This window comes from Sodalis praecaptivus, from assembly GCF_000517425.1.
Lineage (GTDB): Bacteria > Pseudomonadota > Gammaproteobacteria > Enterobacterales > Enterobacteriaceae > Sodalis_A > Sodalis_A praecaptivus.
In genome coordinates this window covers 2,259,503-2,285,909 of record NZ_CP006569.1, presented here as the reverse complement: position 1 = coordinate 2,285,909, position 26,407 = coordinate 2,259,503, and the positions used below count along the sequence as shown (strand labels likewise).

At 55.5% G+C, this 26,407-nt stretch carries 21 protein-coding genes; 9 read left to right on the top strand and 12 right to left on the bottom strand.

What is annotated here, in order from left to right; translation table 11 throughout:
* The first annotated feature begins 100 nt into the window (after positions 1–100).
* Positions 101–433: a YnfA family protein gene (locus SANT_RS10125; RefSeq protein ID WP_025422181.1), complete on the top strand. Its 333-nt coding sequence runs from the start codon at positions 101–103 to the stop codon at positions 431–433.
* Between the two features lie 305 nt (positions 434–738).
* Here SANT_RS10125 and ydfG read toward each other — a convergent pair whose 3' ends face one another.
* Together ydfG and SANT_RS10115 are read right to left on the bottom strand one after the other, a co-directional pair.
* Positions 739–1,488 carry a bifunctional NADP-dependent 3-hydroxy acid dehydrogenase/3-hydroxypropionate dehydrogenase YdfG gene (ydfG, locus tag SANT_RS10120; RefSeq protein ID WP_025422180.1) on the bottom strand — a complete coding sequence of 250 codons (750 nt, stop codon included), beginning with the start codon at positions 1,486–1,488 and terminating at the stop codon, positions 739–741.
* A 59-nt stretch (positions 1,489–1,547) separates the two neighbouring features.
* Positions 1,548–2,606: an aldo/keto reductase gene (locus tag SANT_RS10115; RefSeq protein ID WP_025422179.1), complete on the bottom strand. Its 1,059-nt coding sequence runs from the start codon at positions 2,604–2,606 to the stop codon at positions 1,548–1,550.
* A gap of 611 nt (positions 2,607–3,217) precedes the next feature.
* Here SANT_RS10115 and guaD point away from each other — a divergent pair.
* Entirely contained in the window at positions 3,218–4,531 is a 1,314-nt protein-coding gene (guaD, locus tag SANT_RS10105; RefSeq protein ID WP_025422177.1) for a guanine deaminase, read from the top strand.
* 463 nt (positions 4,532–4,994) lie between these two features.
* Here the strand turns inward: guaD and SANT_RS10100 are convergent, their stop codons facing one another.
* Positions 4,995–5,642 (bottom strand): hypothetical protein, encoded by a 648-nt coding sequence (locus SANT_RS10100; protein ID WP_025422176.1) that lies wholly within the window; start codon positions 5,640–5,642, stop codon positions 4,995–4,997.
* Positions 5,643–5,766: 124 nt separating this feature from the next.
* Positions 5,767–8,487, bottom strand: coding sequence for an autotransporter outer membrane beta-barrel domain-containing protein (locus SANT_RS10095; protein WP_158500156.1), 2,721 nt, complete (start codon positions 8,485–8,487; stop codon positions 5,767–5,769).
* 1,158 nt (positions 8,488–9,645) lie between these two features.
* Here SANT_RS10095 and dcp point away from each other — a divergent pair.
* Positions 9,646–11,709: a peptidyl-dipeptidase Dcp gene (gene dcp, locus SANT_RS10090; RefSeq protein WP_025422174.1), complete on the top strand. Its 2,064-nt coding sequence runs from the start codon at positions 9,646–9,648 to the stop codon at positions 11,707–11,709.
* A 5-nt stretch (positions 11,710–11,714) separates the two neighbouring features.
* Here dcp and SANT_RS10085 read toward each other — a convergent pair whose 3' ends face one another.
* Complete coding sequence (locus tag SANT_RS10085; RefSeq protein WP_025422173.1) at positions 11,715–11,987, bottom strand: DUF3811 domain-containing protein; 273 nt, start codon at positions 11,985–11,987, stop codon at positions 11,715–11,717.
* A 94-nt stretch (positions 11,988–12,081) separates the two neighbouring features.
* Between SANT_RS10085 and SANT_RS10080 the strand changes: the two genes are divergently transcribed.
* Entirely contained in the window at positions 12,082–12,744 is a 663-nt protein-coding gene (locus tag SANT_RS10080; protein WP_051440151.1) for a hypothetical protein, read from the top strand.
* A gap of 14 nt (positions 12,745–12,758) precedes the next feature.
* Here SANT_RS10080 and SANT_RS10075 read toward each other — a convergent pair whose 3' ends face one another.
* Positions 12,759–13,937, bottom strand: a complete 1,179-nt coding sequence (locus tag SANT_RS10075) for an MFS transporter (protein ID WP_025422171.1) — start codon at positions 13,935–13,937, stop codon at positions 12,759–12,761.
* Positions 13,938–14,101: 164 nt separating this feature from the next.
* On the opposite strand from SANT_RS10075, the gene SANT_RS10070 reads away from it, so the two are divergent.
* The 3 genes from SANT_RS10070 to SANT_RS10060 all read left to right on the top strand — a co-directional run bounded on the left by SANT_RS10070 (position 14,102) and on the right by SANT_RS10060 (position 16,077).
* Positions 14,102–14,716, top strand: coding sequence for a TetR/AcrR family transcriptional regulator (locus SANT_RS10070; RefSeq protein ID WP_237234671.1), 615 nt, complete (start codon positions 14,102–14,104; stop codon positions 14,714–14,716).
* A gap of 208 nt (positions 14,717–14,924) precedes the next feature.
* Positions 14,925–15,380, top strand: a complete 456-nt coding sequence (locus SANT_RS10065) for a hypothetical protein (RefSeq protein WP_025422169.1) — start codon at positions 14,925–14,927, stop codon at positions 15,378–15,380.
* Positions 15,381–15,531: 151 nt separating this feature from the next.
* Complete coding sequence (locus SANT_RS10060; RefSeq protein ID WP_025422168.1) at positions 15,532–16,077, top strand: cysteine hydrolase family protein; 546 nt, start codon at positions 15,532–15,534, stop codon at positions 16,075–16,077.
* Positions 16,078–16,277: 200 nt separating this feature from the next.
* Here the strand turns inward: SANT_RS10060 and SANT_RS10055 are convergent, their stop codons facing one another.
* The 6 genes from SANT_RS10055 to SANT_RS10030 all read right to left on the bottom strand — a co-directional run bounded on the left by SANT_RS10055 (position 16,278) and on the right by SANT_RS10030 (position 23,390).
* The gene (locus tag SANT_RS10055; protein WP_025422167.1) at positions 16,278–18,407 is read right to left on the bottom strand and encodes a glycosyl hydrolase family 18 protein; all 2,130 of its coding nucleotides are present in this window, start codon (positions 18,405–18,407) and stop codon (positions 16,278–16,280) included.
* 497 nt (positions 18,408–18,904) lie between these two features.
* Positions 18,905–19,585: a hypothetical protein gene (locus SANT_RS10050; protein WP_148296269.1), complete on the bottom strand. Its 681-nt coding sequence runs from the start codon at positions 19,583–19,585 to the stop codon at positions 18,905–18,907.
* A gap of 338 nt (positions 19,586–19,923) precedes the next feature.
* Entirely contained in the window at positions 19,924–20,502 is a 579-nt protein-coding gene (locus SANT_RS10045; RefSeq protein WP_025422165.1) for a helix-turn-helix domain-containing protein, read from the bottom strand.
* Positions 20,503–20,605: 103 nt separating this feature from the next.
* Positions 20,606–21,556, bottom strand: a complete 951-nt coding sequence (locus tag SANT_RS10040; RefSeq protein WP_025422164.1) for a PDR/VanB family oxidoreductase — start codon at positions 21,554–21,556, stop codon at positions 20,606–20,608.
* Positions 21,557–22,069: an MOSC domain-containing protein gene (locus tag SANT_RS10035; protein ID WP_025422163.1), complete on the bottom strand. Its 513-nt coding sequence runs from the start codon at positions 22,067–22,069 to the stop codon at positions 21,557–21,559. It lies immediately after the preceding gene.
* Entirely contained in the window at positions 22,050–23,390 is a 1,341-nt protein-coding gene (locus tag SANT_RS10030) for an MFS transporter (protein WP_051440230.1), read from the bottom strand. The genes SANT_RS10035 and SANT_RS10030 overlap by 20 nt, the downstream gene beginning before the upstream one ends.
* Positions 23,391–24,119: 729 nt before the next feature.
* Here SANT_RS10030 and SANT_RS10025 point away from each other — a divergent pair.
* Positions 24,120–24,575, top strand: a complete 456-nt coding sequence (locus SANT_RS10025) for a type III secretion system chaperone (protein WP_071882014.1) — start codon at positions 24,120–24,122, stop codon at positions 24,573–24,575.
* Positions 24,572–26,356, top strand: a complete 1,785-nt coding sequence (locus SANT_RS10020) for a hypothetical protein (RefSeq protein WP_025422160.1) — start codon at positions 24,572–24,574, stop codon at positions 26,354–26,356. The genes SANT_RS10025 and SANT_RS10020 overlap by 4 nt, the downstream gene beginning before the upstream one ends.
* Positions 26,357–26,407: the final 51 nt, after the last annotated feature.

Genomic DNA, 26,407 nt, shown 5'->3' with positions numbered 1-26,407 from the left:
GCATAACGCGCTGAAAATGTATGCGATAATCAATAATATCATCACAACCCCTTTCTGAACCATCAACAACCGGCTTGATGTTGATACAAACGGAGCGTGAATGACAAAAACCCTGTTGCTGTATTTAGCCACCGCCGTCGCTGAAATCGTCGGCTGCTATCTGCCTTATTGCTACGTCAAGCGGGGCGGTAGCGCGCTGCTGCTCATCCCCGCCGCGCTGAGCCTGGTGGCGTTCGTTGGGTTACTGATGCTGCATCCCGCCGCCAGCGGCCGCGTCTATGCCGCTTACGGCGGAGTGTATATATTGACAGCGCTCCTGTGGCTGAGGTTCATCGACGGGATAAAATTATCGCCCCAGGATTGGCTGGGCGCAGCGGTGATTTTGTGCGGCGTGATTATCATGATTAGCGGCTGGCGCAACGGCGCGGGCTGACGAAAGGGTGAGAGGGGGAACGCTCTGAGCCGCCGGCGGCCTGCCCCCTTACGAGCGCCGCCGCCTGGTGCAGTTTAACCCCTGCAACGCCCGCCCCACGGTACTCTAGCGGATAGCCTCAGCGGGAATCACGTCGCAATGCTTTAGCGGACAGGCAGCGCCAGTAGGCATCGCGCCGCGGTGCTTTAGCGGGTAGGCAGCGCCAGTAGGAATCACGCCGCAATGTTTTAGCGGACAGGCAGCGCCAGTAGGCATCGCGCCACGGTGCTTTAGCGGGCGGCCTCAGCAGGGACCGCCTTTGTCATTTAACCCTCGCGATGCACGCTGAGTCCCGCGAAAGACTGGCTAACCGGCATCATTTCCAGCACATTGATATTGACATGGGCGGGCAGGGTCGCCACCCAGAACACGGCCCCGGCGATGTCGTCCGGCATGAGCGGGTCGGCGTTTTTATAGGTGTTTTCCACCTTTCCTTCATCCCCTTTAAACCGCACCGACGAAAACTCCGTCCCCCCCACCAGTCCCGGTTCAATGTCCGTCACCCTGACGCGGGTGCCGACCAGATCGGTGCGCAGGTTCAGGCTGAACTGCCGGGTAAAGGCCTTGGTGGCGCCGTAAACATTGCCGCCGGCGTAGGGCCAGCGGCCGGCGGTAGAACCGAGATTGATAACATGTCCACGCCGTCGCTCGACCATACCCGGCAGCAGCGCTCGGGTCATATACACCAGGCCCTTGTTATTGGTGTCGATCATGGTTTCCCAATCGTCCAGATTGGCGTTTTGCGCCGGCTCCATACCCAGCGCCAGACCGGCGTTATTCACCAGCACGTCCACTTCGCGCCACTCGGCAGGCAGACCGGCCACCTGGTCGGCGACGGCGGTCCGGTCGCGCACGTCCAGGCGCAGCGGGAAGAAAGCCGCCCCCAGCGCCTGGTGCAATTCCTCAAGCCGCGCCTGGCGGCGACCGGTACCGATAACCTTGTGTCCCTGCTTGATAAACAGGCGGGTAATGGCTTCGCCAAAGCCGGCGGTGGCGCCGGTAACAAAAATAATCATTATTGCGTTCCTTTTCGGTTATTGCGGACCCACGAATACCCCAGTATAGATCTCTCTGCTCAGGGATGGCGCAGATAGGGCGCAATCAACGACAAATCCGCCGGCGACAGGCGATCGGCGGCGGTTTGAGCCTGATGCCAATAGGGATAAATCAGCGGAGGCCGGCTGACCTGCGCCAGGCGCTGCAATTCGGCGCTGCCCAGCACTAAATCGGCCGCCTGCAAATTGTCGCGCAGCTGCGCCTCATTGCGCGCCCCGATGATAACCGATGAGACCAGGCGAGAGCTGATGAGCCAGGCGATCGCTACCTGCGCCGCCGACGCGCCGCGATCGTCGGCGATCGCCACCAACTCGTCAACGATGCGGTAGAGGGCTTCCTCGTCACGCACCGGCGGTTCGTTCCACTGTGCCAGTTGGCGGGTCGTGCCTTCGGGTTTGCGATCGCGACGATATTTACCCGACAGCAGACCGCCGGCCAGCGGACTCCATATCAGCACGCCTAGCCCCTGATCCTGCGCTATCGGCAGAAGTTCATATTCCGCCTCGCGCGCCTGCAGGGTGTAATGGATTTGCTGACTGACCGGACGCACCGACGCCATACGCTCGCTTACGCCCAGCGTTTTCATAATATGCCAGCCGGAAAAATTGGACAGACCCACATAGCGCACCTTACCGGCGTTAACCAAATGCTCCAGCGCGGCAAGCGTCTCCTCGAGGGGCGTCAGACCGTCCCATTCATGCAACTGATAGAGATCGATGTAATCGGTTTTCAACCGCCGCAAACTGGCTTCGCAGGCGCGAATCAGATGATGGCGCGACAGACCACGATCATTGGGGCCGTCCCCCATCGGAAAACGCGCCTTGGTGGCCAGCAGGACATCCTGTCGGCGATGCTCCAGCACCTCGCCGACAATCGTTTCCGCGCCACCGGCGGAATACACATCGGCGGTGTCGATAAAATTGACGCCCGCTTCCAGGCAAATATCCACATGGCGTCGGGCTTCGGCCACGTCGCTATTGCCGACTTTGGCGAATTTTCCTTTACCGCCGAATGTCATGGTGCCGAGACTCAGCACGGAAACCCGCAATCCCGAATGACCAAGTTGACGATATTCCATCGTAATGCCTCCGTTATGGATTTTACGTGAGGTAAGGCGCACCGCCGTGGCGGTGCGCCTTGCGCGTGCAAGCCGCTCACCCGTATAAACTTAGGGTAGGGCCCCGCTTAGCTTGCCTTAGGAGAAGGCCTGTCTGGGGTTCTGGGGGACAAAAACGCCATTGCGCCGTCATTTCTGCCCCTATTATAGAGCCGTTTAATTTGCTTATGCCCGTTACAAAAATAGCACCATAATGAGAAGGGCAAAGTCCGCAAACGGTTGCTTTTCCCATTGCATCACGGTGAGAGCATGAATGTTACCACCTTAACGGAATAGGGATTTTTATCCAATTGATAAATAATGACAATGCGTGTCCATTTGTTTTTGCCAACGTGACCCGTCTGTTGCGATACTCTTAGGCTCGACGTTTCGGCGCGGCGAGACCCCGCCGCTTTCGTTTCAGCGCAGAGGCGGTCAGCGCTGGTTTGCTTACCGCCGACCAGCGCGCTGGCGAGAACCGCAATGAAAAGTGATTTTTTACCGGGCGCGGCAGCGCGGCCCACTACCGCGGCATTGAGGATGGCGAGACTCGCGCGCCACCGGCCCGGCGGTCATGATGACAGGCGTAAACAATGCATTCGATCAAAGCCGTTCGCGGCAGCTTTTTTGATATTGCCCATCTCGTGCGTCATCCCGATGCGCTAGAACAGGCGGCCCGCTTTATTGACGATGGGGTGATGATCATCGAAGCGGGCAAAATCCGCGCCTTACACACTTGGGAAGCGGGGCGCCATCACGTGCCGCCGTCAGTTCCCCTCAGCCACTTTCCGGGCAAGCTCATCGTGCCGGGTTTTATCGATTGCCATGTCCATTACCCGCAAACCGAGATGATTGGCGCCTGGGGCAGCCAACTTTTGGACTGGTTAAATCACTATACTTTCCCGACAGAAAGCCAGTATCACTGCGCCGACCATGCCGCCGCGATGTCGGACTTTTTTCTCCAAGAGCTGTTACGCAACGGCACAACGAGCGCCTTGGTTTTCGCCACGGTGCACGCGGCATCGGTAGAGGCGCTATTTACCGCAGCGTTGCAGCGGAACATGCGCGTCATCGCGGGAAAAGTCATGATGGACCAACATGCCCCGGCAGCGCTGCTGGAAACGCCGGCGCAAAGCGAACGGGATACCCGACGGCTGATTGAGCGCTGGCATAACACAGGTCGATTGGGCTATGCGTTAACGCCGCGCTTTGCGCCGACCTCGTCGCCGCAATTGCTGTCGGTGGTGGGGGCGCTGAGGCGGGAGTATCCCGATGTCTGGCTGCAAACCCACCTCAGCGAAAACCCGCAGGAGGTGGCCTGGGTCAAGCAGCTGTACCCTGAAAGGGCGGGCTATCTGGATGTGTATCATCATTACGGCCTGACCGGCCATAAAAGCGTCTTTGCTCACTGCCTTCATCTGGAGGACGCGGAGTGGCAGTGTCTGGCGGCCACCCGTTCGGCTATCGCGTTTTGTCCCACCTCTAACCTGTTTTTGGGCAGCGGGTTGTTTAATCTGCAAAAAAGCTGGGACGCCGGCGTCGCGGTGGGTATGGGTAGCGACGTCGGCGCGGGAACCACGTTTAATGCGCTGGAAACCCTGGCTGAAGCGTATAAAGTGGCGCAATTGCAGCACTATCGTCTGTCGGTGTACGAAGCCTTTTATCACGCCACGCTTGGCGCCGCGCAGGCGCTGGCGTTAGATGATGTTATCGGCAATTTCGCCGTTGGCAAAGAGGCGGATATGGTGATTTTGGATCCGGCGGCAACGCCGCTGCAACGGTTACGCCAGCAAAACGGTAAAGACATCCACGAAAGGCTGTTTGCCCTAATGATGCTCGGGGATGACCGCAATATTTATCAGACGCTGATCCAGGGGGAGGTCGCCTGGCAGCGCCAGCCTGGGTAGCGGGCGTGCCATGACGCCTTCTTATCGCCGCCGGAAGCGGCTACGCTAACAAACGCGCCCTAAAATGAGTACCCATCAGACAGATTAAGGTGACAACGTCACTTAAAAGATCGGTAACATAAACGCCGGCGCCCAAAGTAATTACCCACGCAGCCCCTTTAGGGTGACAACGTCACAGAGAAATGCGTCAGTTGTCGTCACTGCCTGCAAACCCTTATGAAAGATAACGGCCAGATGCAGGAGGGACAGCCCGGCGGGGGTAAAGCCCTGACGCCGACAGGCGTAGGCACACTGCCGGCAAAGTGGGCGGTATCGCGTGTTGCGATGTGAAACGTGGGTGTAAGGCGTCAGGCAAGTCAACGCCTTAGCGCGGTCGAAGGGGCATGGTCCAGACCGTCTCCCACGCGCAGCGGGCATCGCCGCGGTAAGCGAAGATGGCTACTGTGGCGCTTTCTTAAGCGTTTTAAGCAGCCGCTTGGTCATGCGTAAGGGCTGAAAAAAAAAAGCTCTCCGGCCGGCTGTGACGCAGTTCGTTTCCTCCCCCCGCGCGGCGGCACTCATCGTCACGTTGATCCAAAGCGTAATGACTGGCCGCGATGGGTAACGGCGCCTGAATGACGGGCGACATCGCTATGTGCCGGCGCGAGGAAACGAATGCCTCCGTCACTAACGCCTGTTGCGGCCAACCGGGTAACCGTCCGCGCCCTTGCGGCGCCAAAGGCGTGAGCCAGCGCCGGCCAAGAGGATCGTTTTCGCTGGGCGATAGCAACCGTCGGCCGGATAGGCCGTCGTCGGTAGGCGGTGATAACCGCAAATCATGCGGAGCGTCGCCGGGAAGAGGCGATAACCGCGGATTAAGCGGGGCGTTGCCGGTGAGTGGCGGCAACGGTGCATCATGAGGACCACCGCTCGTGGCGGACGACAGCCGCCGGTCATCAGGCGGGCCGTCTATGGGCGGCGGTTGCGGCGCATCGGGCATCGGCAACGCGATGCCGGTTTTTTCGCTAAAAAGGAAATGAGGGCGGAGGACAGGGCATACCGCCACGGATAACGCGACGGTGGCGACAATAACAAAGATCAGACCAAGCAACGTTTTTTTTTGAGTCATCATGAGGTAATAACTTCGGTTAAGGAATGGGAAATGACAGAGTGCCCAAGGAAGGTGGCGCTCTGCGAAGTGGCAATGACGGGAATGAACTGCACGAGAGCTGCACACGCCACTCCCGACGTTGGCATTAGAAATTCACCTTTACCCCCAGTGACCCGGCGATATCGCTGAATCCCCCCGCGCCACGCTGATGGGCGAGATGGCCCCAGACGCCTACCCTCGGGCTCAATTGCCCCTCGTGGCCGACTTTAACTTCCGTCAGTTGGCGGCGGCCGTCCTGGACATAGCGCATGGGGCCTGTTTGCACGCCGAAGGGCTGGGACGTGGTTATCCAATTGACCTCCAGATAAGGCTGGAAAGCGGGTGACGAGCCCGGCTGGTCGGCGCCACCGCACAGCGAGAGGCGGGTCCCAAGGCGGGTTTGCCAGGCCGCGGGCGTCAGGACGACGTCGCGGTAGGCCGCGCGCGCGCTGAGGCGGTTCGCTTTGACCCCCATCCAGCTCAATTGCCCTTGCGGTTCGATAAACGCGTCAAATCCTGCGCCCGCAAACAGCCGCCAGCGATAACCGCTTTCAAGCGTTGCGCCAAATCCCGCGCTGCGATAAGACTCCACCGGCGCCTCAGCCCGTTGAACGTGATTGTTAAACCAGCTGTAGCTTAGCTGGGCGTCAAGATAACCGCCCTCCCGTGCGGGCCGCTGTTGCCAGCCGGCATACAGGCCTACCGAATAGCCCTGAAGTCCACCGCTGGCGCGGCTTAACACCTGAGTGGAGTGACTAACGGTGGCGCTTTTGCCGGCGCCAAACATGATGCCCAATTGCCCGCTGTCCCGCCCAGTATGGCTGTACTGCCAGATGGCACCGCCGCCTTGCACTACCTGACGTGTGGTCTTGGTTCGTAAGCTGCCGTTGCCTACATTCGCGTGCGTCTCACCCCCGAGGATACGTAACCACAACGTCGGGCGAGGTTCCCCGTTCATCATCACGCTAAATCCCGTCATACCTGCTGTCACGTTGCGCTCTGCACCACGGCTGATAAATAAGGTGTTGGCCACGGCATGGTTAGCGGCGTAAACCCCCACCGCAGGGACGATGACCGTCGGCGGCGCAAACGGCGGGGCGCCCATCAGGGAGCCATCCTCGCGGCCGTCCTCCTCGTCAAGCTCATCGCCCATAACGTGACCGCCAGCGTGGGCGGTCACGCTCTCATTCTCGCCGTCGGCTGAAGGGAGGGAACCGTTATCATCTTCGCCACTGGCCTGATAGCTGTGACCGCTATCGTTTCCCTCCTCGGGCTGACCGACGTTACCGCTTGCATTTCCATCCTCGGCCTGACTGACGTAACCGCTTGCGTTTCTACCCTCGGCCTGACTGTCGTTACCGCTTGCGTTTCTATCCTCGGCCTGACTGTCGTTACCGCTTGCGTTTCTATCCTCGACCTGACTGACGTTATCGCTTGCGTTTCTATCCTCGACCTGACTGACGTTACCGCTTGCGTTTCTATCCTCGACCTGACTGTCGTTACCGCTTGCGTTTCTACCCTCGGCATGGCTGACGTTATCGCTTTCATTGTCGGCCTGACCTGCATGATCGTTATCGTTGCCGCCATTGTCATGGGTTAAGGGCGGGTGATTGATGCCGTTGCCGGCTGGACGTAAATCACCGCTATCGTTTTTATCGCCGCTGTGGCTTGGCGTATCGCCATTATCCTTACCCGTTAACACGACCTTCGTTTTGTCCGGGTAAGAAGGGGTCGCGACGGACTTTGCCATGACTTCCGGCGGCACCACCGTGATCGGGGCCGCATCGAGCTCAACGGCATCATCTCTCTGGCGGTTCACCGTAGGCGTGACGCTGACGTTAGACTTTGCCGCGCTGTCCCGGCGGGCTGACGTCGGCTCTGCGGGCCGGTCAACAATCGGCGTGTAATGATTGGCACTAGCGAAGGATCCAGAGCGGCTATCTCGCCGGGATGGCGTCGGTTCAGCAGACCGGCCATCATCCTGGTCAGCGAGGCTCTCCCTATCGGCCCCCTTTGGCATGCCGTTACGCGCCGGTAAGGGGGGTTTTTCCCTCTCGGTGTTATCGTCAAACATGGGAAAACTCTGGCTTTCGCCAGCGGGCGTCAGCGCAGAAGAGGGGGACGGGCGCAACATTTCGGCCGGAAACTGCGGTTCGCTGTACTCATGACCCTCGATAACGCTTTCTTCAACGGGGGTAAGGGGAGAAACAAGCTCAATGTATTCCAGCATGCGGGGCGGCTTTGCGGGCGGCGACGCCTGAGAGATCGACGTTCTCTCGGGCAACCGAACCGTGGCGACGGCCGTTAAGGCGTCCGACGGAACGAGCGATGCCGTGGCCGTTCCTGGCTGGCCGCTCAGAGCCCAAACTCGGTAGCTGTCTTGGGATATGGGCTGTAAAAAATAATAATGCGGGCCTATCTCCGACGGCGGCATATGAAATGCGCCGAGTTCGGCTGCGCCCTCAACGTGGATAAGGTATAATCCCTGGTCTTTAGTTAATCTCTTTAAAACTTTCGGGTCTTCAAGGTTGGTGATCTCCAGCGCACTTCTGCCCGTTACCGACCCGCTGATTTTCAAATAGGGTGATTTTGCTGATTTTTTTGCATCGATATGAATTAAAATTTTGCTGTCACCCTCAGCGTCATAGCCACCCATAATTTCCAGCATATTCTTTGTTTTGGTCTGCGGGATATTATTGGTGTCATTACCCCAGTTTTTGAAAAACAGGCTATTGCCCACGAAAAGTAAACCGGCGCGGTTGTTAACATTGCCATGCAAGATGCCGTCACCACCCAATACGCCCTTTTCATGAATATAAGTATCCACAACATGCAGCCGGGATTTATCTGTTAAGATAAGCGCACCCTCGTTCACATCCAGCGAACTAAATGTAAATCTACCTGGATTTTTGACCAAGTTTTTATTCAAAGTCCAAATACCCCGGCCGTCAATAACAATATGATCCAGGCCTAGTTTATCTTTATATTTATCCTCGAATGCATTTAACTTAAAGTCAGCTGCAAAATTGCGATATTCCGCATAGTTCAGATCATGGGAATCAACGGCGGACAGCAATTGCCGCTTATTATTACCGGTCGACGCCTGCGTCGGGATTTTGTCTGGACTTAGCAATAAAAGCGCCGTAGGGGCGATATCGCCTGTTTTTTTCTTAATTTTTTTTAATTTAATTTGAGTACCCGCGGCGTTAAAAATCCGATGGTCTTTGCCATAATATAGCCAGCGTTCTTCATCAAAATCACTGAAAGTTTCCGGCCTAAGCCGTTTTATAGGATCAAAATCAGACTCAGCCTGCACCTGATGCATTGCCATTAAAATGGCGATTACGCCGCAGGATAGTTTATGTAATTTTTTCATAATAGATCGCATCTCTTCCTGAAATGAAAAGCGTGAAAGAAAATATTATTGATTTCAGATATAGACCTATATCCTGTGCGCATAGAGTTAACCCGATCCATTCTATCCAGACCAAAATAAAAAACATCACAAACCGCCATTTTGTTTAAATTACATTTCTCATTTAAGGGTGTTTTCAATGGCCGCTACACGACGCAGTGCGTCAGGCGCAACCTGCTATAAACCATCTGAAGTGCTCTGATTTATAATTGCCAACTTTATCGATGAGTGATTATTTTAAGACCGAGCGGTCTTAAGCGGGTATTATTCATTTTCTCTTATTGTATTTCAATCCCAACCATTCAAGTTAAGTATTATTCATACCAATAATAACCCTGTGGTTCGCCAGGCAGGATTGTCGCGTCAGCAGGCAGCGGTAGTGCAAGCGCGCGCTGGCATTTTTTAACATCGCGCACAAGGGGAGTTTATTCTGGGTGCGCGAGATCCCGCGGCCCTTTTTTGCTACCCTTGCACCATGACCCGCTGCGCAGGTATGACCTGCTGCGCCACGGGCAACTTTCGCGTCCAGGGCTTGACCAGCGCTGGCGTATCAGAGGACAGGAAAGCATTATGGCAGAGCATCGTTTCGCATCGGATAACCCCTTTAACCAACCCAGTATCTTGGATTATCAGGCGCCGCCGTTCGATATCATTCGAGAAAGCGATTATGCGCCGGCCATTGATGAGGGTATTCGTCTGAGCCTGCTGGATGTGGCGCGTATTGCTGATGATCCCGCGCCGCCGACGTTTGCCAATACCTATCAGGCGCTGGAACAGTCGGGCAAATTGCTAAAAAGGGTGCTTAGTACTTTTGGCGCCATGATATCGGCCAACAGCAGCGACCTGTTGCAGCAGATTGAGGAAGCGCAATCGCCGAAGCTGTCCGCGTTGAACGATGCCATTCATTTGAACGCCCGGCTGTTCGCTCGGCTAAAAACCCTTTATCAACAGCGTGAGCGGCTCGAATTGACGTCGGAGCAGGAGCGAGTCATGTTGCTCACCTATCGACGGTTCGAGCTTGCGGGCGCGAATTTATCCGCAGACGATAAGCAGCGGTTGATGGCGATCAATCAGGAAGCCGCCACGCTCAGCACGCGTTTCAGCCATCGTCTGCTGGCGGCGACGACCGGCGGGGCGCTGACCATAACGGACCGCGAAGCGCTGGCGGGCCTTTCCGAGCCGGCGCTGGCGGCCGCGCGTGAAGCGGCGCTTGCCCACGGTCAGGAAAACGGTTGGCGGCTCATGCTGCACAACACCACCCAACAGCCGCAGCTACAGCATTTGGCGCAGCGTGATACCCGGCAGGCGCTGTTTCACGCCTCAATAGCGCGCGCGGAGCAGGGCGATGACAACGACACCCGCGCGCTGATAACGCGGCTGGCATCGTTACGGGCTCAACAGGCGCAATTACTGGGCTTCGCCGATTACGCCTCTTGGGCTATCGCGGATCAAATGGCCAAAACCCCACAGGCCGCGGTGCGCTTTATGCAAGACATTGTTCCCGCGGCGGTCGCCCGCGCACGGCGGGAGGCTGCGGATATCCAGGCGCTCATCGATGCCCAGCGCGACAATTTCACCCTCGCGGCCTGGGATTGGCAGTTTTATGCCGAACAAGTGCGTAAACAACGTTACGATCTGGACGATGCAAACGTCCGCCCCTATTTTGCATTGGACAACGTTTTGCACAACGGCGTGTTTTATGCCGCCACACAGCTTTATGGCATCACCTTCCAGCCGCGGCACGATATTCCGGTCTATCATCCGGATGTGAACGTATATGAAATTTTCGATGAAGACCGCACGCCGCTAGCGCTGTTTTATACCGATCTTTTCGCCCGCGATAATAAGAGCGGCGGGGCGTGGATGGGTAATTTCGTCGAACAGTCGACCCTGGAAGGGACGCGGCCGGTTATTTACAATGTCGCCAACTTTGCCCGGCCCGCCGCAGGGCAACCGGCGCTGTTGTCATGGGACGACGTTATTACGCTGTTTCACGAATTCGGCCATGCGCTGCATGGTCTATTCGCCAGCCAGCGCTACGCCAGTATTTCTGGCACCGCCACGCCGCGCGATTTCGTCGAATTCCCGTCACAATTTAACGAGCATTGGGCGAGCGAGCCTCACGTGTTCGCCCATTATGCCCGTCATTACCAAACCGGTGCGGCAATGCCGGCAACGGAGGTGGCTAAAATCAATCAGGCAGCCCGTTTCAATAAAGGGTATGACATGACCGAGCTGCTGGCCGCGGCTTTGTTGGATATGGCCTGGCATCAGCGCCAGGGGGAGGATCCCGTGTCGGACGTGGCCGCGTTTGAAACCGCCGCGCTGGCGCAGGCGAACATTGCGTTGCCCTATGTCCCGCCCCGTTACCGCTCAAGCTATTTTCAGCATATCTGGGGTGGCGGTTACGCCGCCGGCTATTACGCCTATTTGTGGACACAAATGCTGGCTGACGATGCCTACGCCGCTTTTGAGGAACAGGGCGGGCTGACCGCCGCCAACGGCCGGCGTTTTCGCGCCATGATTTTATCGCGCGGCAACAGTCAGGATTTGCAGCAGCTGTATCGCGACTGGCGCGGTAAAGACCCCGCTATTAGCGCCATGTTAAAGCATCGCGGCCTGGCAGAAGACTGACCGCGTTAGCGCTTCCCGCGGCTATGCATCTGGGCTGACCATTGATAGGTGGCCGAAATATCGGGTTTCAGGGCCAGCTTTTTTTTGGCGGCCCGAGCCTGTTTAGCGGCCGCTTCACGCTCAGCCGTAAGCCGGGCGATAAATTCGTCCTTGATGCGGTTACTTTCCCCGTTGGTCAGGGGGCGGCCATGGGCTTTTCTCGTCCGGTCAAGCAGGGTTTTCAGCTCGCGCTGTTCGCTGTCCGTCATCTCTTTTTGCGTCAATTTAGCCTTCGGCATCCGTTAACTCCATAAGCGGGTGGGATAACCAGTGTAAAGCAAAGGCGGTCAGGTTACAGTAGTTAACCGTGTTAAGCGTTTAAAGGACAGTAATATGATAACTCTGGGCTGCCTGCATACCGCGCAAAGCAACATCGCCATCTTTGAAGCGGCGCGGGAACAGCAAAGGGATGACGGTTATAGGCTTACGCATCAGGTACATCGCCATCTCCTACAGCGCGCTGAACAAGCGGGCGGCATGACGGCGGACATCGCCAAGGCCACGCAGGCGATTATTGCCGGCATGATGCCGCAGGTCGATGGGATCATTATCACCTGTTCGTCACTGGGTCAGGCGGCGGAGACTTTGCATGCCGGCACGGTCCCGGTATTGCGCGTGGATCAGGCGCTGGCACGCCAGGCGGCGGCGCAGGGAAGGCATATCCTGGCGTTATGCGCCGCGCCCACCACGCTGGCGCCGACCGCTATCCTTTTTACCGAAGCCGCGGCGGCCACCGGCGCGCGCGTGGAGGTGCGCCAGGTTGAGGGCGCCTGGGGACGTTACCGGTCAGGCGACATCGACGGTTATCTGCGCGCTATCGCCGATGCCGCGGAACGGGGCGCTGACAGCGGGCGGTATGATTGTATTGCATTGACCCAAGCCTCCATGAGCCCTGCCGTAGCGCTGATTAACGCCTCCGCGCCGCCGGTATTGAGCAGTCCGGCCGCCAGTCTGCGCCAAGGGCTGGCGCGGGTACGTTTGTTGCGTGGCGACTAATGGCGCGGCCGGGCTCATAGCGTGCCGCGGCTGGCACAAAGCGCAGCCAATCGCCCGCGCGTTAACCAAGACGCCAGCAGCGCGATGACCGTCAGCGCCATAATCGCCAACGCATACAGATTGACGGTGGTCAGCAGGCCCCAGCGCTGGACGCCGAAACCGGCGGCGATCGCCGGTAGGCTGTTGGCGAGATAACATTCCACATAAAACGCGGCCATCAATGCCGCTCGCTCCCCCGGCGACACCAAAGGAATCAGGGTGCGTAGCGCGCCGAGAAACCCGCCGCCGAAACCGAGGCCGGCTATCAGCGAGCCGGTGATCAGCAGCGCACCGGAACCCGCGTTTGCGCCCGCTAGAATGGCGGCGACGCCGCACAGCAACATGACGGAGCCGCTCATCAGGGCAGTAAGGGCTTTCCAGCGGCGAACGCAGGCGATGGCCAGCGCGCCGCTGAGGGTTAAGGCCGCGACCACCTCACCGCTCAACCAGGGCGATTGCGCCGCCGTGACGCGCGCGATAAGCGACGGCATGAGCGACAAATAAAACCCCCCCAGCATCCACACCGCGATATTGACCGGCGAAATCGCCAGCAAAGCAATGCGCGCCTGCGGCGGAATCGATATACTTGGACGTAATGAGGCCAGCGCGCCCGGCCGGCCGCCGCCGCTTTCGGGCGTCCACCAGGTCATCGCCAGGCAACTGGCAAACGCGACTAAGAGAATGACGAAAACCAGATGTAATGGCGCCGGCGCCAAAATCAGCAAAGCGCTGCTGCCCATCGCACCTATCGCCATCCCGGCCATTGGCGCAATACTGTTAATTAACGCTCCCCGCTGATGATTCAAGTCCAACAGGGCGGCGCTGAGAGCGGTCGTGGCGATACCGGTGGCCAACCCCTGCACCAAACGCGCCGCAATAAGCCAGTGGGGGCCCACCGCCAGCAGAAATAGTCCCATGGACGCCGCGGCCAGCAGCAGCGCCAGCATAATCACCGGGCGGCGGCCGAGAAAATCCGACAAGGACCCGGCGGTGAGCAGCGCCGCAAGCAACGCTAACGCATAGGCGCCAAAGACCACCGTGAGCATTACCGGCGAAAAGCCCCAGGAGGCCTGATAGATCCGGTAGAGCGGCGTGGGGGCGCTGGAGGCCGCGAATAGCATGACCAGCGAAAAAGTATGGACGACGGCGGCCAACCGACGCGGTACACTTGTCCTGTGACGTTGAGTAACGAAAAAGGGTCGGCGCATGAGGATCCCAAGGTAAACGCAATTTTTTATATTTAAGCATGCTATGATAATGCAAGCTTTAAAGCAAATTTTTAGCTTTTGTGGGCTAATAGACGGCATGAGGACAGCTCTTGGCGACGGCAACCGATCACAATAAAGCGACGCTGACCCACGCGGGTGTGCGGCCGGGTGGGCGCAGCGCACGGGTACAGGCGGCAATACACCGGGCGGTGCGGGAACTGGAACACGAACAGGGACGTTCAGCGTTAACCGTGCCGGCTATTGCCGCCCGGGCAGGGGTGACACCTTCAACCATTTACCGCCGCTGGGGCGATCTGCCGCAGCTGTTGTCCGATGTTGCGGTGGAAAACCTGCGCCCGGATAACGAGCCGCGCGATATGGGCTCATTTCGTCAGGATGTACAAACCTGGCTGGAGCAATTTATCGACGAGATGTCATCGGAACCGGGGCTCGCCATGATGCGCGATGTCATGTCCGCGCCGTTGCCCGCCAACGCCAAACGCTGCGCGGGGTTTACCATTGCGCAGCTCGATATCATGCGTCAGCGCGCGTTCGACAGAGGGGAAAAACCGGTGGACAGCGAGCGGCTTATCGATAGGGTTATCGCGCCGATCATTTATCGCATTTTATTCGCCGCCCAAACGCCGGATTTTGCCTATGCGAGCGCATTATTGGAAAGCGCGCTGACGGATACCGCCCATCCAGGTGAGGCGCCGACGAGGTGATTTTATCAGGCCAGAGCGGCAATTGCCGCCGCGGGCAGCAAACGGGCGTTAGCGCGCTGCTCGCTTGCCGGCGGAGCAGGGGGGCCGCGGCGTGGGACGCTCGCACCGGCATAGGATCCCAGTGGCTATTTTTGCAATACGGCGCCTATCATTACCGTTATAGTGACCGGCGACTATTCAGCGCTTATTGATAAAAAGGATGTTTATCATGGTCAGACCCTCTATTCAATTAATCAGTATGATGAATAATCCGTCCTCTGTTCCGGAAAAACCGCCAAATTTGACCGCGGTTCATAAGCCTCTGCTTAATAACATGCGCGCCGCACTCCCCAACCCGGCAACGCTCGCGCTCCCCGACAAAAAACGTATTGTCAATAAGACTGATTATCCGCCGACCATGGCCGCTACCCTTGTTAAAAATGCCGTTCTGATAAAGATCAAGGCGGAGGAGAGGGAAGTCCCTACCGGATGGATGCCCCATCTGAATGAAACGGCCTTGCTTGAGCAGGAAAGAGAATTGCGCCGCACCGTGCAAAGACATCCCGATCGTTTTTACCGTAATATGATGTTGCTTGGGATGGGCTTATTGTTGGTGGTTTTCTACCAAATGCTGAGGTTCTCTGCCAGCCGGGAGCATAGTAGCGGCCCCACAGTGTTAAGTTAGTCGGTGCCACGCTGGCGCATGCGTTGCCCGCCGTTCTCTGGGCACGAATGCCCCCGCCGCGTCATAACGATCGCCCCCGTCGGCGGTAAAGTCATAAGCCGGGCGACAAAGAGTGTTATCATGCTGTTTGATAGCTTAAGGCGGGGGTGGAATGAAAGCATTACTCATCATCGATATGCAAAACGCACTGTGTAAACAGGCGCCTTTTCCCTTTGATATTGAAAACACGGTGGCCAATATTACGCTACTGAAACACTCAGCCGCGCAAAAGGGTTATCCCGTCATTGTCATCCAGCACGAGGCACCAGGCACGCCCCTGGAAAAGGGGACCACAGGGTGGCAAATTATTGATGCGCTCGCAATAACGGGCTCGGATCGCCTATTGGCCAAAACCACCGCCAACGCTTTCCTTAATACCTCGCTTCGAGACGTGTTGCTGGCGGCCGGGGTCAAGCATCTGCTGATTACGGGGTATGCGTCGGAGTTTTGTGTGGATACCACCGTCAGGGCCGCTGCCGCGTTGGGGTATGACGTTACGCTGGTCAGCGATGCCCACACAACCCATGATAAGCCTCATGCCAGCGCGGCTGACATTATCAAACACGAAAATGCCACCTTACCTGAACTGGCCAGCTTTGGCGTTAGCCTGCGGGCGGTTCCAACCAGGGACATCGTCCTGAGCGTCGCCTTATCCTAAGCGAGGCCAGCCCCTTCCTGACGCGAACCCGGCACACCAGGCAAACATCAGACCTTAAGCCGACGCTTCCTCAACGGGCGCCGCGTGAGCCTGTGGCGGCGGTTCATGCAAAAAACCCGCCGTGGTGAGCGGCGGGTGGCAACACCTGTCACAGGTAAATGCCGGCTACGGCGTTCGCCTGCTTCAACAGGGGGATGGCGTTAGTCGTTAAGCACCCACCACATCAAATACGGCCCCGTGGTACTTTCCAGACCCGGTTCGCTGTTTTGGCTCCAGTAATGCGCCACATAATTAACGCCTTTATGAGTAACACGATCCCCCTCGAAATACGCTTTTGTGGCATCCCACAGCGGATATTCCGACGGCGTTTCGGGCTCGTCCGGAGTCTCAGGTTCATCCGGGTTTTCCGGCTCGTCCGGGGTCTCAGGTTCATCCGGCGTTTCCGGCTCATCATCCGCATCGTTCAAAGGAGCAACCGTTACCGTGCAGGCGTCGATGGCCCGCTCGCCGTTGTCGTTCAAGACGGTAAGCGTCACGGAGACTAACGTATCCACGCTCACGTTAGGCAGCACCACCGTGGTGTGTTCTGCGCTCGGCGCGGTAACAACGGCGCCCTGCGTGGCGGACCATGCATAGCTCACCGCGTTAGTGGACTTTGCCCCACAGAACAGCAGTTTACTGCCAGAAAACGCTTTCATCTCGACTTTGGCTACGGGCGCCGCCGGCTCATCCGGGTTTTCCGGCTCATCCGGGGTTTCCGGTTCATCCGGCTGGTTGGGCTCATCATCATCGGTAATGTTAATCCCCTTGAAGTAGAAGGGGCTCATATCGATAACCGGGTCAACAATAGAACATCCCAACCCTTCACGCGCCGCATTGACCAACAAGCCATTGTCGTTATCGATAGTCCAGGTAAAAATACCGCCCAGGCCTTTTTCAATCACATAACGGGCTTTTTCCCTGACGCTGCGCGGCGTATCAATGGAGTGGAAAACTTTCGACGTCTTATTGTACAAATAATCGGCGCAGGCGACATCATCGGTATAGACCTGATAGCCATTGCGGCCCGACTTGTTTTCCAAATCAAGGTAGTTGTAAAGGGTGTCGTACCACTCTACGCAGCCTGACTCGAACGTCCCCACGGTGGTGCCGTCACCCACATAAGTGCCTTTCAGCGGCGAATAAGAGGTGATATTCGCACCCTTGGCGCTACGGGAGTAACCCGCGTAGCCCACATTGATGGCTTCGGGATCCACACCCTGTTCAAGCAGGTAGGTCACCGCCTCTTCCAGGCTATAACTGGAATGCTCCGTTTTATACAGGTTGGTGTGATTAGCCAAACCCTCGTGCCACGGCGTACCGAAGAAGTCATAGGTCATGACGTTGATACCGTATAACCCCGCTTCCAACAGCCCTTTAATATTGGAATGCTGTAGGACCTCAACGTTGGCGGAAGAGGCAATACTGATTTTAATGTCGCTCCGGTTTTTGCTATCAAACGCCTTACGCAGCGCGCTAATCAATTTTTGGTAATTTGCTCCATCTTCAGGGCCATAGGGGTTGCCGGCACCCGCGGCATTCGGATATTCCCAGTCAATATCGATTTCTGAAAAGCTGGGGAAGCGGGTAAACAAATCAACGACGCTGTCGACAAAGGTCTTAATCGCCTGATCGCTTTTCACCATGTCATGAAAGATTTCGCTCATCGTCCAGCCGCCGACGCTGAGAGACAGCACGAGCTCGTGCCCCTTCTGCTTCGCTTCTTTTTTCAGGGCCAGCAGGGCGCCCAGCATCCCTTGCAAATAGGGGTGACCTTCTTTAAAGCAATCTTCCTGCGTATCCATGTTATAGGTACCGCCGGGACCAAAACTAAAAGGGAGATAACCTGGAAAACCGGTGTTGGTGTAAGTCTGGCAATCCCCCCAAGGGTCCAGGAAGGTCATTTCATACTGTTTTTTCCCGGTCCAGGCCGCCCCATCCTCGATTTTGTTCTGATTGGCACCTTTGTCGCCGACAATGCCGGTAAAGCCGAGAATGATTTTATCATAGGCGGTGGGGGATAATTGTGTGAAATCCACGCCGCGGCCACGTCTTGATGGGTCAATTTTGCCACTAGGCGGATTAATTGCCGACCGCTCATCATACTGTGCCCAGTCGGTATAATAACCGAACACTTTTGGTTTATTCTCGGTGTTGTATCTATTATAGACCCGCTTCATCACTCGCGCGGAGGTATAGCTATACCCGGAATCATTTGTGGCAGGATCAAAATTATCATACTGATATGACTCGTCACTGAGTTGATCGGTCTGAATTAACTTGCTGCTCATAGTAGTTACCTTACAAAAATTATAATGAATCAAGAGACACTCACTTTTACCCAATGCACTGCGATTATCTTTTGAACATAGCACCTTCCCCGTTATGAATAGAATTTACCTTAATTTGACGTGAAAGGTATTTTATTCAAAACCTAAGCTTTATCCATGCACTGGTGTTGTGTTGTAAATTAATAAACCTGACTCAAAAAAGGGGGGGGGAATGGGGTAGTCCCGCGCTGTGAAGCTAATTGTGCGTACCGAATGGGGTGTTTCAGACTTTAGGTGTCAGCGTGGCGCGAGACGCCAGGGCCATTCGACTGGCCCGTCATTACCCAATGGATGCAGGCGTTAAGACGCCGCCAGCGACATGCCGGCGGCAAGCGGTGCATGTTGACTGGGAAGGGCGGCGCCAATGGATGCCGGTAACAACCAGCATTGGCCCTGCCAGGCAAAAGGGGGGACAGTGTATTCCTGGCAAGGCGAAAACCCTGGCGGGCTGTATAGGGTCATGAAATTGGACTAGGGGCGTTTTTGCCTTTCCAGGCGGTGCGAACGGGCGAGATATCCAGTTGCGGGTTGCCCTGCAATCGCGCCGCAGCACGTTGAGAACAAGGTTCAAATTCAGCATAAACGGTGATGTTGAGGCCTAAGCCTTCCGCCTCTTTAAGCTCATTAAGCGTAATATAACCGCCGCCAAAAACCAAAAATTCGCCGGTTTTGTTTATGCCTTTGTTATCGGTAGCCAAATAGACCATATAGGAGTTACCTTCAGGGTCTCGCACGTCCCAGGATGCCGTCGGGTCAGGAATGAACAGGCATTCATCACACGCTGCTGAGAGTAACGCGCTTCCTCGCGCCTGCTCCGAGACCAGGCCAATCGTTTTGATACCTTTTTCTTTAGCGAGCTCATAGACTATGCCAATACCTTCATGGGTCGCACCGGCGGCGACGCAGATATTCTCGCTGCCATGACAATTAATCGCAGCGGTCAATGTCGTATGGATCGTTTCAATTAATGCGACCTCATCATTATAGCCCAGGCCGGAAAAACCGCAGAACACCAGAACATGTTTATTACGGGTAAGCGTGTCAATTTGCGCTTTAATTTTGTCAGGCAAAGGGGGTGTTTGCCTTATTGGCGCAGCAAAGGCACAGCACAGAACGTGATGAGTGGAGTATAATGTCATAATAATCCCTCCCAGAACTTTTCTAAGAAGGCGCATAATAGATAATGAAGAGAAGGTATGCAACATAACGCGTTGATCAAGATGAAACGATGCCACCCACTAAAGTCCCGCCAATAATATAACATTTGAATACTTCAATTATTAATGCTTAAGTTTTATTTAAAATAGAGCTTTAACGACACAGATCAGACAGAGTTAACCGGTACCGGAATGAAAAGTCGCAATACTTACACCGTCACCGTTGATTTAAGCGGCAGCACGCAATTTTAGATCATTACGGCTTTAGCGGGCACAGGGCGTCGCCCCTGCACGGCAGCGCCGCCAGGAGGCACGGGGGTTTAGTTTTGCTTGCCGTCAATCACCAGCAAAAACTCACAGTCGTCCTGCGCCGGATTATAAAAACCGTGACGCACTTTAGCGGTATAAAACATGGAATCGCCTGCATTCAGCCTGCTTACGGCTTCGCCCACGGTGACATCTACGCAGCCCGCCAGAATATAGATGTACTCTTTGACCGGCTGAGTATGCCCTACCAGCTCACCGGATCCCGAGAACGCGCCCAGATTTACCTTGACCACATCAATGCCGCGCCCCGGTAGAATAGGAGAGAGGCAGGTACGGGTGAAGCGATTGTGCTTGTCTTCGAGCACGGGCTGCGTTCCCGATCGGATGACGACGATATCATCGGACATCTGAGAGCTCATCAGTCCAGCGAAACTAAGATCCAGCGCGTTGACCAGGCGGGAAAGCACAGAAGTGGAGGGGGTGACTTCGCCCCGTTCGGTGCGGGATATCATGGAAACGCTGACGCCGGAAAGTTCCGCTAAGGTTTGAAGGGAGTAATTAAGTTCTTTGCGCCGCGCTTTAAGCTGGCGAGAAAGTGTTTTTCGGGTGATCTCTTCGGAACCGCTGGTCATAACATCTCTGCACGAAGTCTGAGCTTTTCCAAGCTCGTCAAGTGTGTAAGACCAGCGATTATAGCCGGAACGCGCACGGCAGGCGAAGGAAATACCGAGCGGGTTAGAGATCGAGCACAAGTTTTTCACTCCTACAGCCCGCCACGCACAGAATCACGCGCCGTTTGCGCTCATCCGGACTGAGCACCTTATCGCGATGTATCGGCTCGCCGTCACACCAGGGTACGCTGCATGCGCCGCAAATACCGCCCTCGCAAGCGTGATCAACATAAACGTCGGCTTCCAGTAAGGCCTGTAACGGCGTTTGGCCGCTTCGCACGGGGATGGTTTTGCCCGAGCGGCGCAGCTCAATCGTATAGGGCGGTAAGAGAGCCTCATCGACGGCCAGCCCGGTAAAATGCTCCTGCTGGCGTTGATGGGGTTGCCACGTCGGCGCCAAGGAATTGAAGGCCGCCATCATCGGTTCTGGCCCACAACAGTACAGGCAATAGTCCGCCCGCCAGGGCGGCACAATATCCGCCAGTCGCTTTTTCTTCTGCGCTACGCTATCGCCGGGGTACAGGTAGAGACTGCCGCCGCGTATCGCCTGTTTTACCTGTTTTAATAAGGGCGCCGCGCCGCGATAGAAGTAGTGCAGCTCGTAATCCTGCCGCTGTTTTTCCAGGACGTAAACTAATGAAAGCATCGGCGTAATGCCGATACCGCCGGCGATCAGCACATGTTTTGCCATGCCTTGTTGCAGCGTCATGGTCGCGCGCGGTAACGATACCCCGACAGATTTTCCCGGTTGGAAATGGGTGTGAATCCACCTCGACCCGCCACGGCCTTCTTTCGCCAGCTTTACCGCGACCTGATATTGATAGCGATCGTGGGGATCGCCGCACAGGGAATACGCCCGGCGTAGGCCATTTTCAAGATACAAATCGATATGCGCGCCCGCTGCAAAAAAAGGCAGCTCCCAGCGGTCCGGATCGGCAAGCGTAATGAGCAACACCTCGTCTCCAGCCGTCTCCAGCCGGGTAATCACGGTTGTGACAGTAGTAATCGCTTTCATTCAATCAGCCTGATAGGGACGAATAAGGTCGTTCACATAAACTTTTCCGCCCCGGACGATTTTGCAATTCAATCCGGAGCGGTTTATCAACGGGTCGAACACCGGTTTACCCGTGATCTCTTCCAGATGTTTACACGGGGTTGATAGCCGCGTCGCCTCCAACAGGGTATCGCCCACCCAAAAGCGGCGGCCGACCAAATGGTTCAACGGGACGCCTCGGACGGTAATGTTCCGACGATGTTCTTCTGGACCAAGATCAATCTGGTGATCGCGCTTTAACGCTTCCAGCGTTTCAATCTCAAACAGCGTGACCTGGCGCCCCTCTTCGGGTTTGTGGGAATAAAATCCACCGCTCAGGCAGTAACGATCGCCGTCGATACCTTGTCCCGGCAAAAGCGTCAGTGACGCCACCGAGCGCATCGGCAAAAAAGCGCGCGGACACAGATGCAAGAATTCGACTTTGCCGGTGAAATCCAGCGGCGCGCTTACGCGCTTAGTGGTCACGATGGACATCTTTATTCTCCTGACTGAGATCGCACATTGCCGTTTCTTTGGCGTGATAGGTCGCCCACATTGTCACCAGGGCAATGACCATTAACATAACCGACACCGCCCAGGTCGAGCCATCCGCCCACACCAGAAGCGAAGCCGCGGCAACCGGCACCACGCCGCCCCCGAGGGCGCCACCGATTTGCATCCCCATCGACGCCCCGGTATAGCGCAGATGCGTGGGAAACAGTTCACACATCCATGCGGCCTCTGGGCCGAACATAATGCCTTGTCCCAAACTGATGGCGATGGCGACGGTGAAGGCGATAAGGGTGGGATCCCGCGTTTCAAGCAACATGAAAAGCGGAAAGGCCGCCAGCAGGGTAAACGCGCAACCGGTGAAAAACAGCGGTCTGCGGCCATAGCGATCGGAAAGATAACCCGCCAGAGGAAGGGTCAATAACTCCAGCGCAGCGGCCCAAAGCAGGCCGTTAAGTATGACGGATTTGGGTAGGTCGAGATGCTGCGTGACGTAGCTGACGCCGAATACCGTGATGGTTACCACCCAGGCGATTTCGGATAGCTTTAGGCCTATTGCGGTAAAAAAGGTCTTTCTATGGTGCTTCAGGACGCTCATAAAGGGAATGGAAGGGGGTTTCTCGGCCTGTTGCGCCAGTTGGAACAACGGACTTTCCTGCACATAAAACCGAATCAACACGCCTACCACCACCAGCACGATGCTAATGAGAAAAGGCACTCGCCAACCCCAGGTCATAAAGCTTTCCTGCGGCAGCAGCGATACCCAGGCAAAAGCCCCGGTGGAAAGCAATACGCCCAGCGGATAACCCAATTGAATGAGACTGCCGATAAAACCACGGCTGCCGGTCGGCGCATGCTCCACCGCCAGTGCAACCGATCCTCCCCATTCGCCGCCGATACCTAGCCCCTGCACAAAACGCAAGACGATCAGCATCAAGGGAGCCCAAATACCAATTTGCTGATAAGTCGGCAAACAACCGATAAGAAAGGTCCCCAACCCCATTATGACAAGCGTGAGGGTCAGCATGGCCTTACGACCGAGCTTGTCGCCAAAATGCCCAAAAAGCACGCCGCCGAGCGGCCGCGAAAAATAGCCCACCGCATAGGTCCCTAGAGACAATATGACACCGATGGCGGGATCCACCGCCGGGAAAAACAGGTGGTTAAAGACCAGCGCCGCCGCCGTGCCGTAAATAACAAAGTCATACCATTCAATCACCGAGCCGATCACGCTGGCGTAAAGCACGCGTTTCATTTGTCGGCTGAATAACCCATCTTCGCCGGTGGACGCCACTATGTTTTCCATATTCGCCTCGATTTGCATATGAAGGAATTATTTCCTCTATATGCAAAGCTAAAGCTGTGCCAAATTTTACCTTTATGCGGAAATGACGCTTAACTGACTGATATTACTATTTTTTTTGGAAAACAAGCCGCGCTTAGGCGATGCGTAAGAGGAAAAGTTGTTTCTCTTGTTGCACCAGAAAGGCATTGGGCCTGCCTTATCAAAGCGCAACCGAGATGGACGTGAAGGGCAAAGATCGCGGCCCCGATCTCGACGGGGTAAACAGTGTGGATACGATTGCCGCCTTTACGTTAAAGCCTGAGCACGAGAAGGCGATTCAGGGTGGGTTGGCGCATGCACAGGACTGCCGCTGATTTGCCTTGTCGAGGATAGCACGGCAGTCACGTCCTCTCTGTTGACACTCCAGCTTGATCGTGAAGGTGAACGTCGCGAACTGCCCAACCAGCGCAATGGGAACATCACCGGTGGCCGGTACCTATCACGGTAAACAGGCCTATCGCGAGCAGGTCATCGCCAGACTGGGCTAAGATCGTCCTGGACCCATCCCGCTGTCGACGCGGTCATGGTTGAGGTTGCGCGCGCCCTCATGCTGGCAAACGATTCAAAGTCGAAATTTGATATCATTATCCGGCTAACTACTTATATATATAGCTAATCAAATGATAAATTTCCCTCGGCTGAAACTACATTTTTACGGGGGAAGCGCACGGACTAACCAGAGACAAACCAATGACTTTTGCTGAACTCCTACAATCACTGAATGCTGATGCGCATTTGGATATTAATGCCGCTATAGAGAGCGGCGGTTGCACCATCCGTTATGATGATCATATCGACATCACCCTGGAAAATCATGAGAGTCATGTATACCTCTTTTCTCCGGTGATGCAGACGACGCAGACGCTGACTGATGACTTTTTTGCCTCACTCATGCAAATCCATTTATTTGGTATCGCCACTAATCGCTGCTGGTTTGGCTACGACGCAGGAGGCCAGCGCGTCATTCTGTTTTGCTTGATAGACTTAACGACATTATCAGCCGATGCTGCCCTAGGGCGCATCGAAATCCTGATTGACCAAGTGCAGTACTGGAAAGAAAATTTACCTCATATCGGTCAGGCTACGCAGGCAACGTCACTAGACGCTACCGCAGGTCAACGTTTCAAACGGACCTTGACCCCATGAATAATGCCGCCATTGCTAAATTCGGACTCCGAGTCTTAACCTACAAATGTATAGACAGTAATAATAAATTTAATGCACTGGCCAAACACATCAGCCAGGGAGCAATCACGCGCGACAAGCTGGCTAAGCGCATAATTTCCGATACGGTCTCACTGGCGCAGCATTACGTCGTCACCAATCAAAGTTTGGGCAAACGTAGCGCTGAGATAGTCAATCAGGGAAGGTCAGCGCTTTTTGATAATACCCGCGCACAGGTTGAAAAAGGTTTGGCCCCCTTGGTCGATGTGATTTTGCAATCGAAGGGGCAGGGTGAATTGGCGCGTAAAATCGCAGCGGGTATTACGCAATATATTGGGCCCGCCTTAATCCAAGATCATGGCGTTGAACGCGTGCTTGGCGCATTAACGAAATATGAGGGTGGGGAAAATGTCCTGCGATTAGCGCTGGAAAATGTATTCTCCGGATGCTTCGGTGGCAAAATGATCTCCGCCACGTTTATGTCAGCGTTAAAACGCGCGATAGTGGATCGGCCTGAATACCGTGAAGGCACCCGGCTGCATGATATGGCCGCCTGGAAATTGTACGAAGCCTTAGCGCCCGACCCAAGTCAATTACCGCCGCCGCCAACGGGATTACGGACCATTGAATATCTAGCGACCCAGGTTCCCAGCATGGTAACCTCGGTTTGCCAGCACCTTGACACTATTCAGCAATATTTACAATTACCTTATAACGAACAAGAACTGTCCACGGTCTTTACCGAATGTTGGCCGAGTGATTTGGCGGTGCCGGTAGACATTTCCACCAAAAATTTTGCCAGGGTCGTTATGATGGGCCACGCCACAGGCCAGTCAGCTATCGTCAACCAAAACATCGATGCATTACCCAAGGACATTCGCCAGACGTTACACCAGGAAGCCGCAACTATCAGAACCTTATTAACCCGACTGCCCACGCCGGAAATTAAAGTGGCGCAGAACTGGTCCGGAGACATCGAGGCGGTGTCGGTTCAGCATACCAGCGCGCATCCGCCATCGGCGCAAATGCAAACCTTTATCGAAACGCAATTTCGGGTGCCGGTACACCACCCCCAAGAGGTCAATGCCTTAGTGGCGGACGGTGAGTTTATTAAATCGTTGGACAAAGGCATCAATCTTAAAATTGATAATAGCCACCTAAGCTATGGCCGCTGGCTTTCCGATATGGGTAGTCAATTCATCGCCCAGGCAAAGAACAGCTGGATGGGTCAGACAGGTTTGTCGCCTTTGAAACAGCGACAATTAGAGCAATTATCACAAATGGTGGACAACAACCCGATGAGCCTGCTGGCATTGAGCCGCTATTTGATCCCTGAAAGCATCAGCGCCCGCGTTCAAGAGCAAGTATTTAACCAGTTTGAGCACCAACCGCCCAATCTGATCTGCGTGGATAATATGTGGATGAGGGTCGGGAAGCCCGAAGTCAATTTTGAGGTAAGCAAACGTCAGGGTGTGGATATTGCTGTTGGCTTAAAATGGCCTGTAGCGGAATTTGGCGATGCCGTCGAAACCTTATCTCCCTCGCTCGCGCAGCAAAGTCATCTCTCCTCCACGGTTAACGTCAATATACTGTTTAATAAACATGGCGTCGAAAAAGAAAGGATGACCCTTTCCGATACCCATCTTTTGTTGCAGGATAGACTTGTCTTCGGTTCGCCCTCTGCAAAAGACGTGAATGCTTCCTCGCCATTATTGAATCAATCCACGCTGAAGAAATTGTGCGAGGTAGCATCCACCTGTTAAGGCAACGAGCCTCTTTAACATCGGCACCGGTAACTTAGGTGCGGAAAAGTG

What these genes read in the sequence shown, in the direction of transcription:
- SANT_RS10125 (WP_025422181.1), top strand. Translation starts at nt 101, where the DNA reads ATGACAAAAACCCTGTTGCTGTATTTAGCCACCGCCGTCGCTGAAATC.
- ydfG (WP_025422180.1), bottom strand. Translation starts at nt 1,488, where the DNA reads ATGATTATTTTTGTTACCGGCGCCACCGCCGGCTTTGGCGAAGCCATT.
- SANT_RS10115 (WP_025422179.1), bottom strand. Translation starts at nt 2,606, where the DNA reads ATGGAATATCGTCAACTTGGTCATTCGGGATTGCGGGTTTCCGTGCTG.
- guaD (WP_025422177.1), top strand. Translation starts at nt 3,218, where the DNA reads ATGCATTCGATCAAAGCCGTTCGCGGCAGCTTTTTTGATATTGCCCAT.
- SANT_RS10100 (WP_025422176.1), bottom strand. Translation starts at nt 5,642, where the DNA reads ATGATGACTCAAAAAAAAACGTTGCTTGGTCTGATCTTTGTTATTGTC.
- dcp (WP_025422174.1), top strand. Translation starts at nt 9,646, where the DNA reads ATGGCAGAGCATCGTTTCGCATCGGATAACCCCTTTAACCAACCCAGT.
- SANT_RS10085 (WP_025422173.1), bottom strand. Translation starts at nt 11,987, where the DNA reads ATGCCGAAGGCTAAATTGACGCAAAAAGAGATGACGGACAGCGAACAG.
- SANT_RS10080 (WP_051440151.1), top strand. Translation starts at nt 12,082, where the DNA reads ATGATAACTCTGGGCTGCCTGCATACCGCGCAAAGCAACATCGCCATC.
- SANT_RS10065 (WP_025422169.1), top strand. Translation starts at nt 14,925, where the DNA reads ATGGTCAGACCCTCTATTCAATTAATCAGTATGATGAATAATCCGTCC.
- SANT_RS10060 (WP_025422168.1), top strand. Translation starts at nt 15,532, where the DNA reads ATGAAAGCATTACTCATCATCGATATGCAAAACGCACTGTGTAAACAG.
- SANT_RS10055 (WP_025422167.1), bottom strand. Translation starts at nt 18,407, where the DNA reads ATGAGCAGCAAGTTAATTCAGACCGATCAACTCAGTGACGAGTCATAT.
- SANT_RS10050 (WP_148296269.1), bottom strand. Translation starts at nt 19,585, where the DNA reads ATGACATTATACTCCACTCATCACGTTCTGTGCTGTGCCTTTGCTGCG.
- SANT_RS10045 (WP_025422165.1), bottom strand. Translation starts at nt 20,502, where the DNA reads ATGACCAGCGGTTCCGAAGAGATCACCCGAAAAACACTTTCTCGCCAG.
- SANT_RS10040 (WP_025422164.1), bottom strand. Translation starts at nt 21,556, where the DNA reads ATGAAAGCGATTACTACTGTCACAACCGTGATTACCCGGCTGGAGACG.
- SANT_RS10035 (WP_025422163.1), bottom strand. Translation starts at nt 22,069, where the DNA reads ATGTCCATCGTGACCACTAAGCGCGTAAGCGCGCCGCTGGATTTCACC.
- SANT_RS10030 (WP_051440230.1), bottom strand. Translation starts at nt 23,390, where the DNA reads ATGGAAAACATAGTGGCGTCCACCGGCGAAGATGGGTTATTCAGCCGA.
- SANT_RS10025 (WP_071882014.1), top strand. Translation starts at nt 24,120, where the DNA reads ATGACTTTTGCTGAACTCCTACAATCACTGAATGCTGATGCGCATTTG.
- SANT_RS10020 (WP_025422160.1), top strand. Translation starts at nt 24,572, where the DNA reads ATGAATAATGCCGCCATTGCTAAATTCGGACTCCGAGTCTTAACCTAC.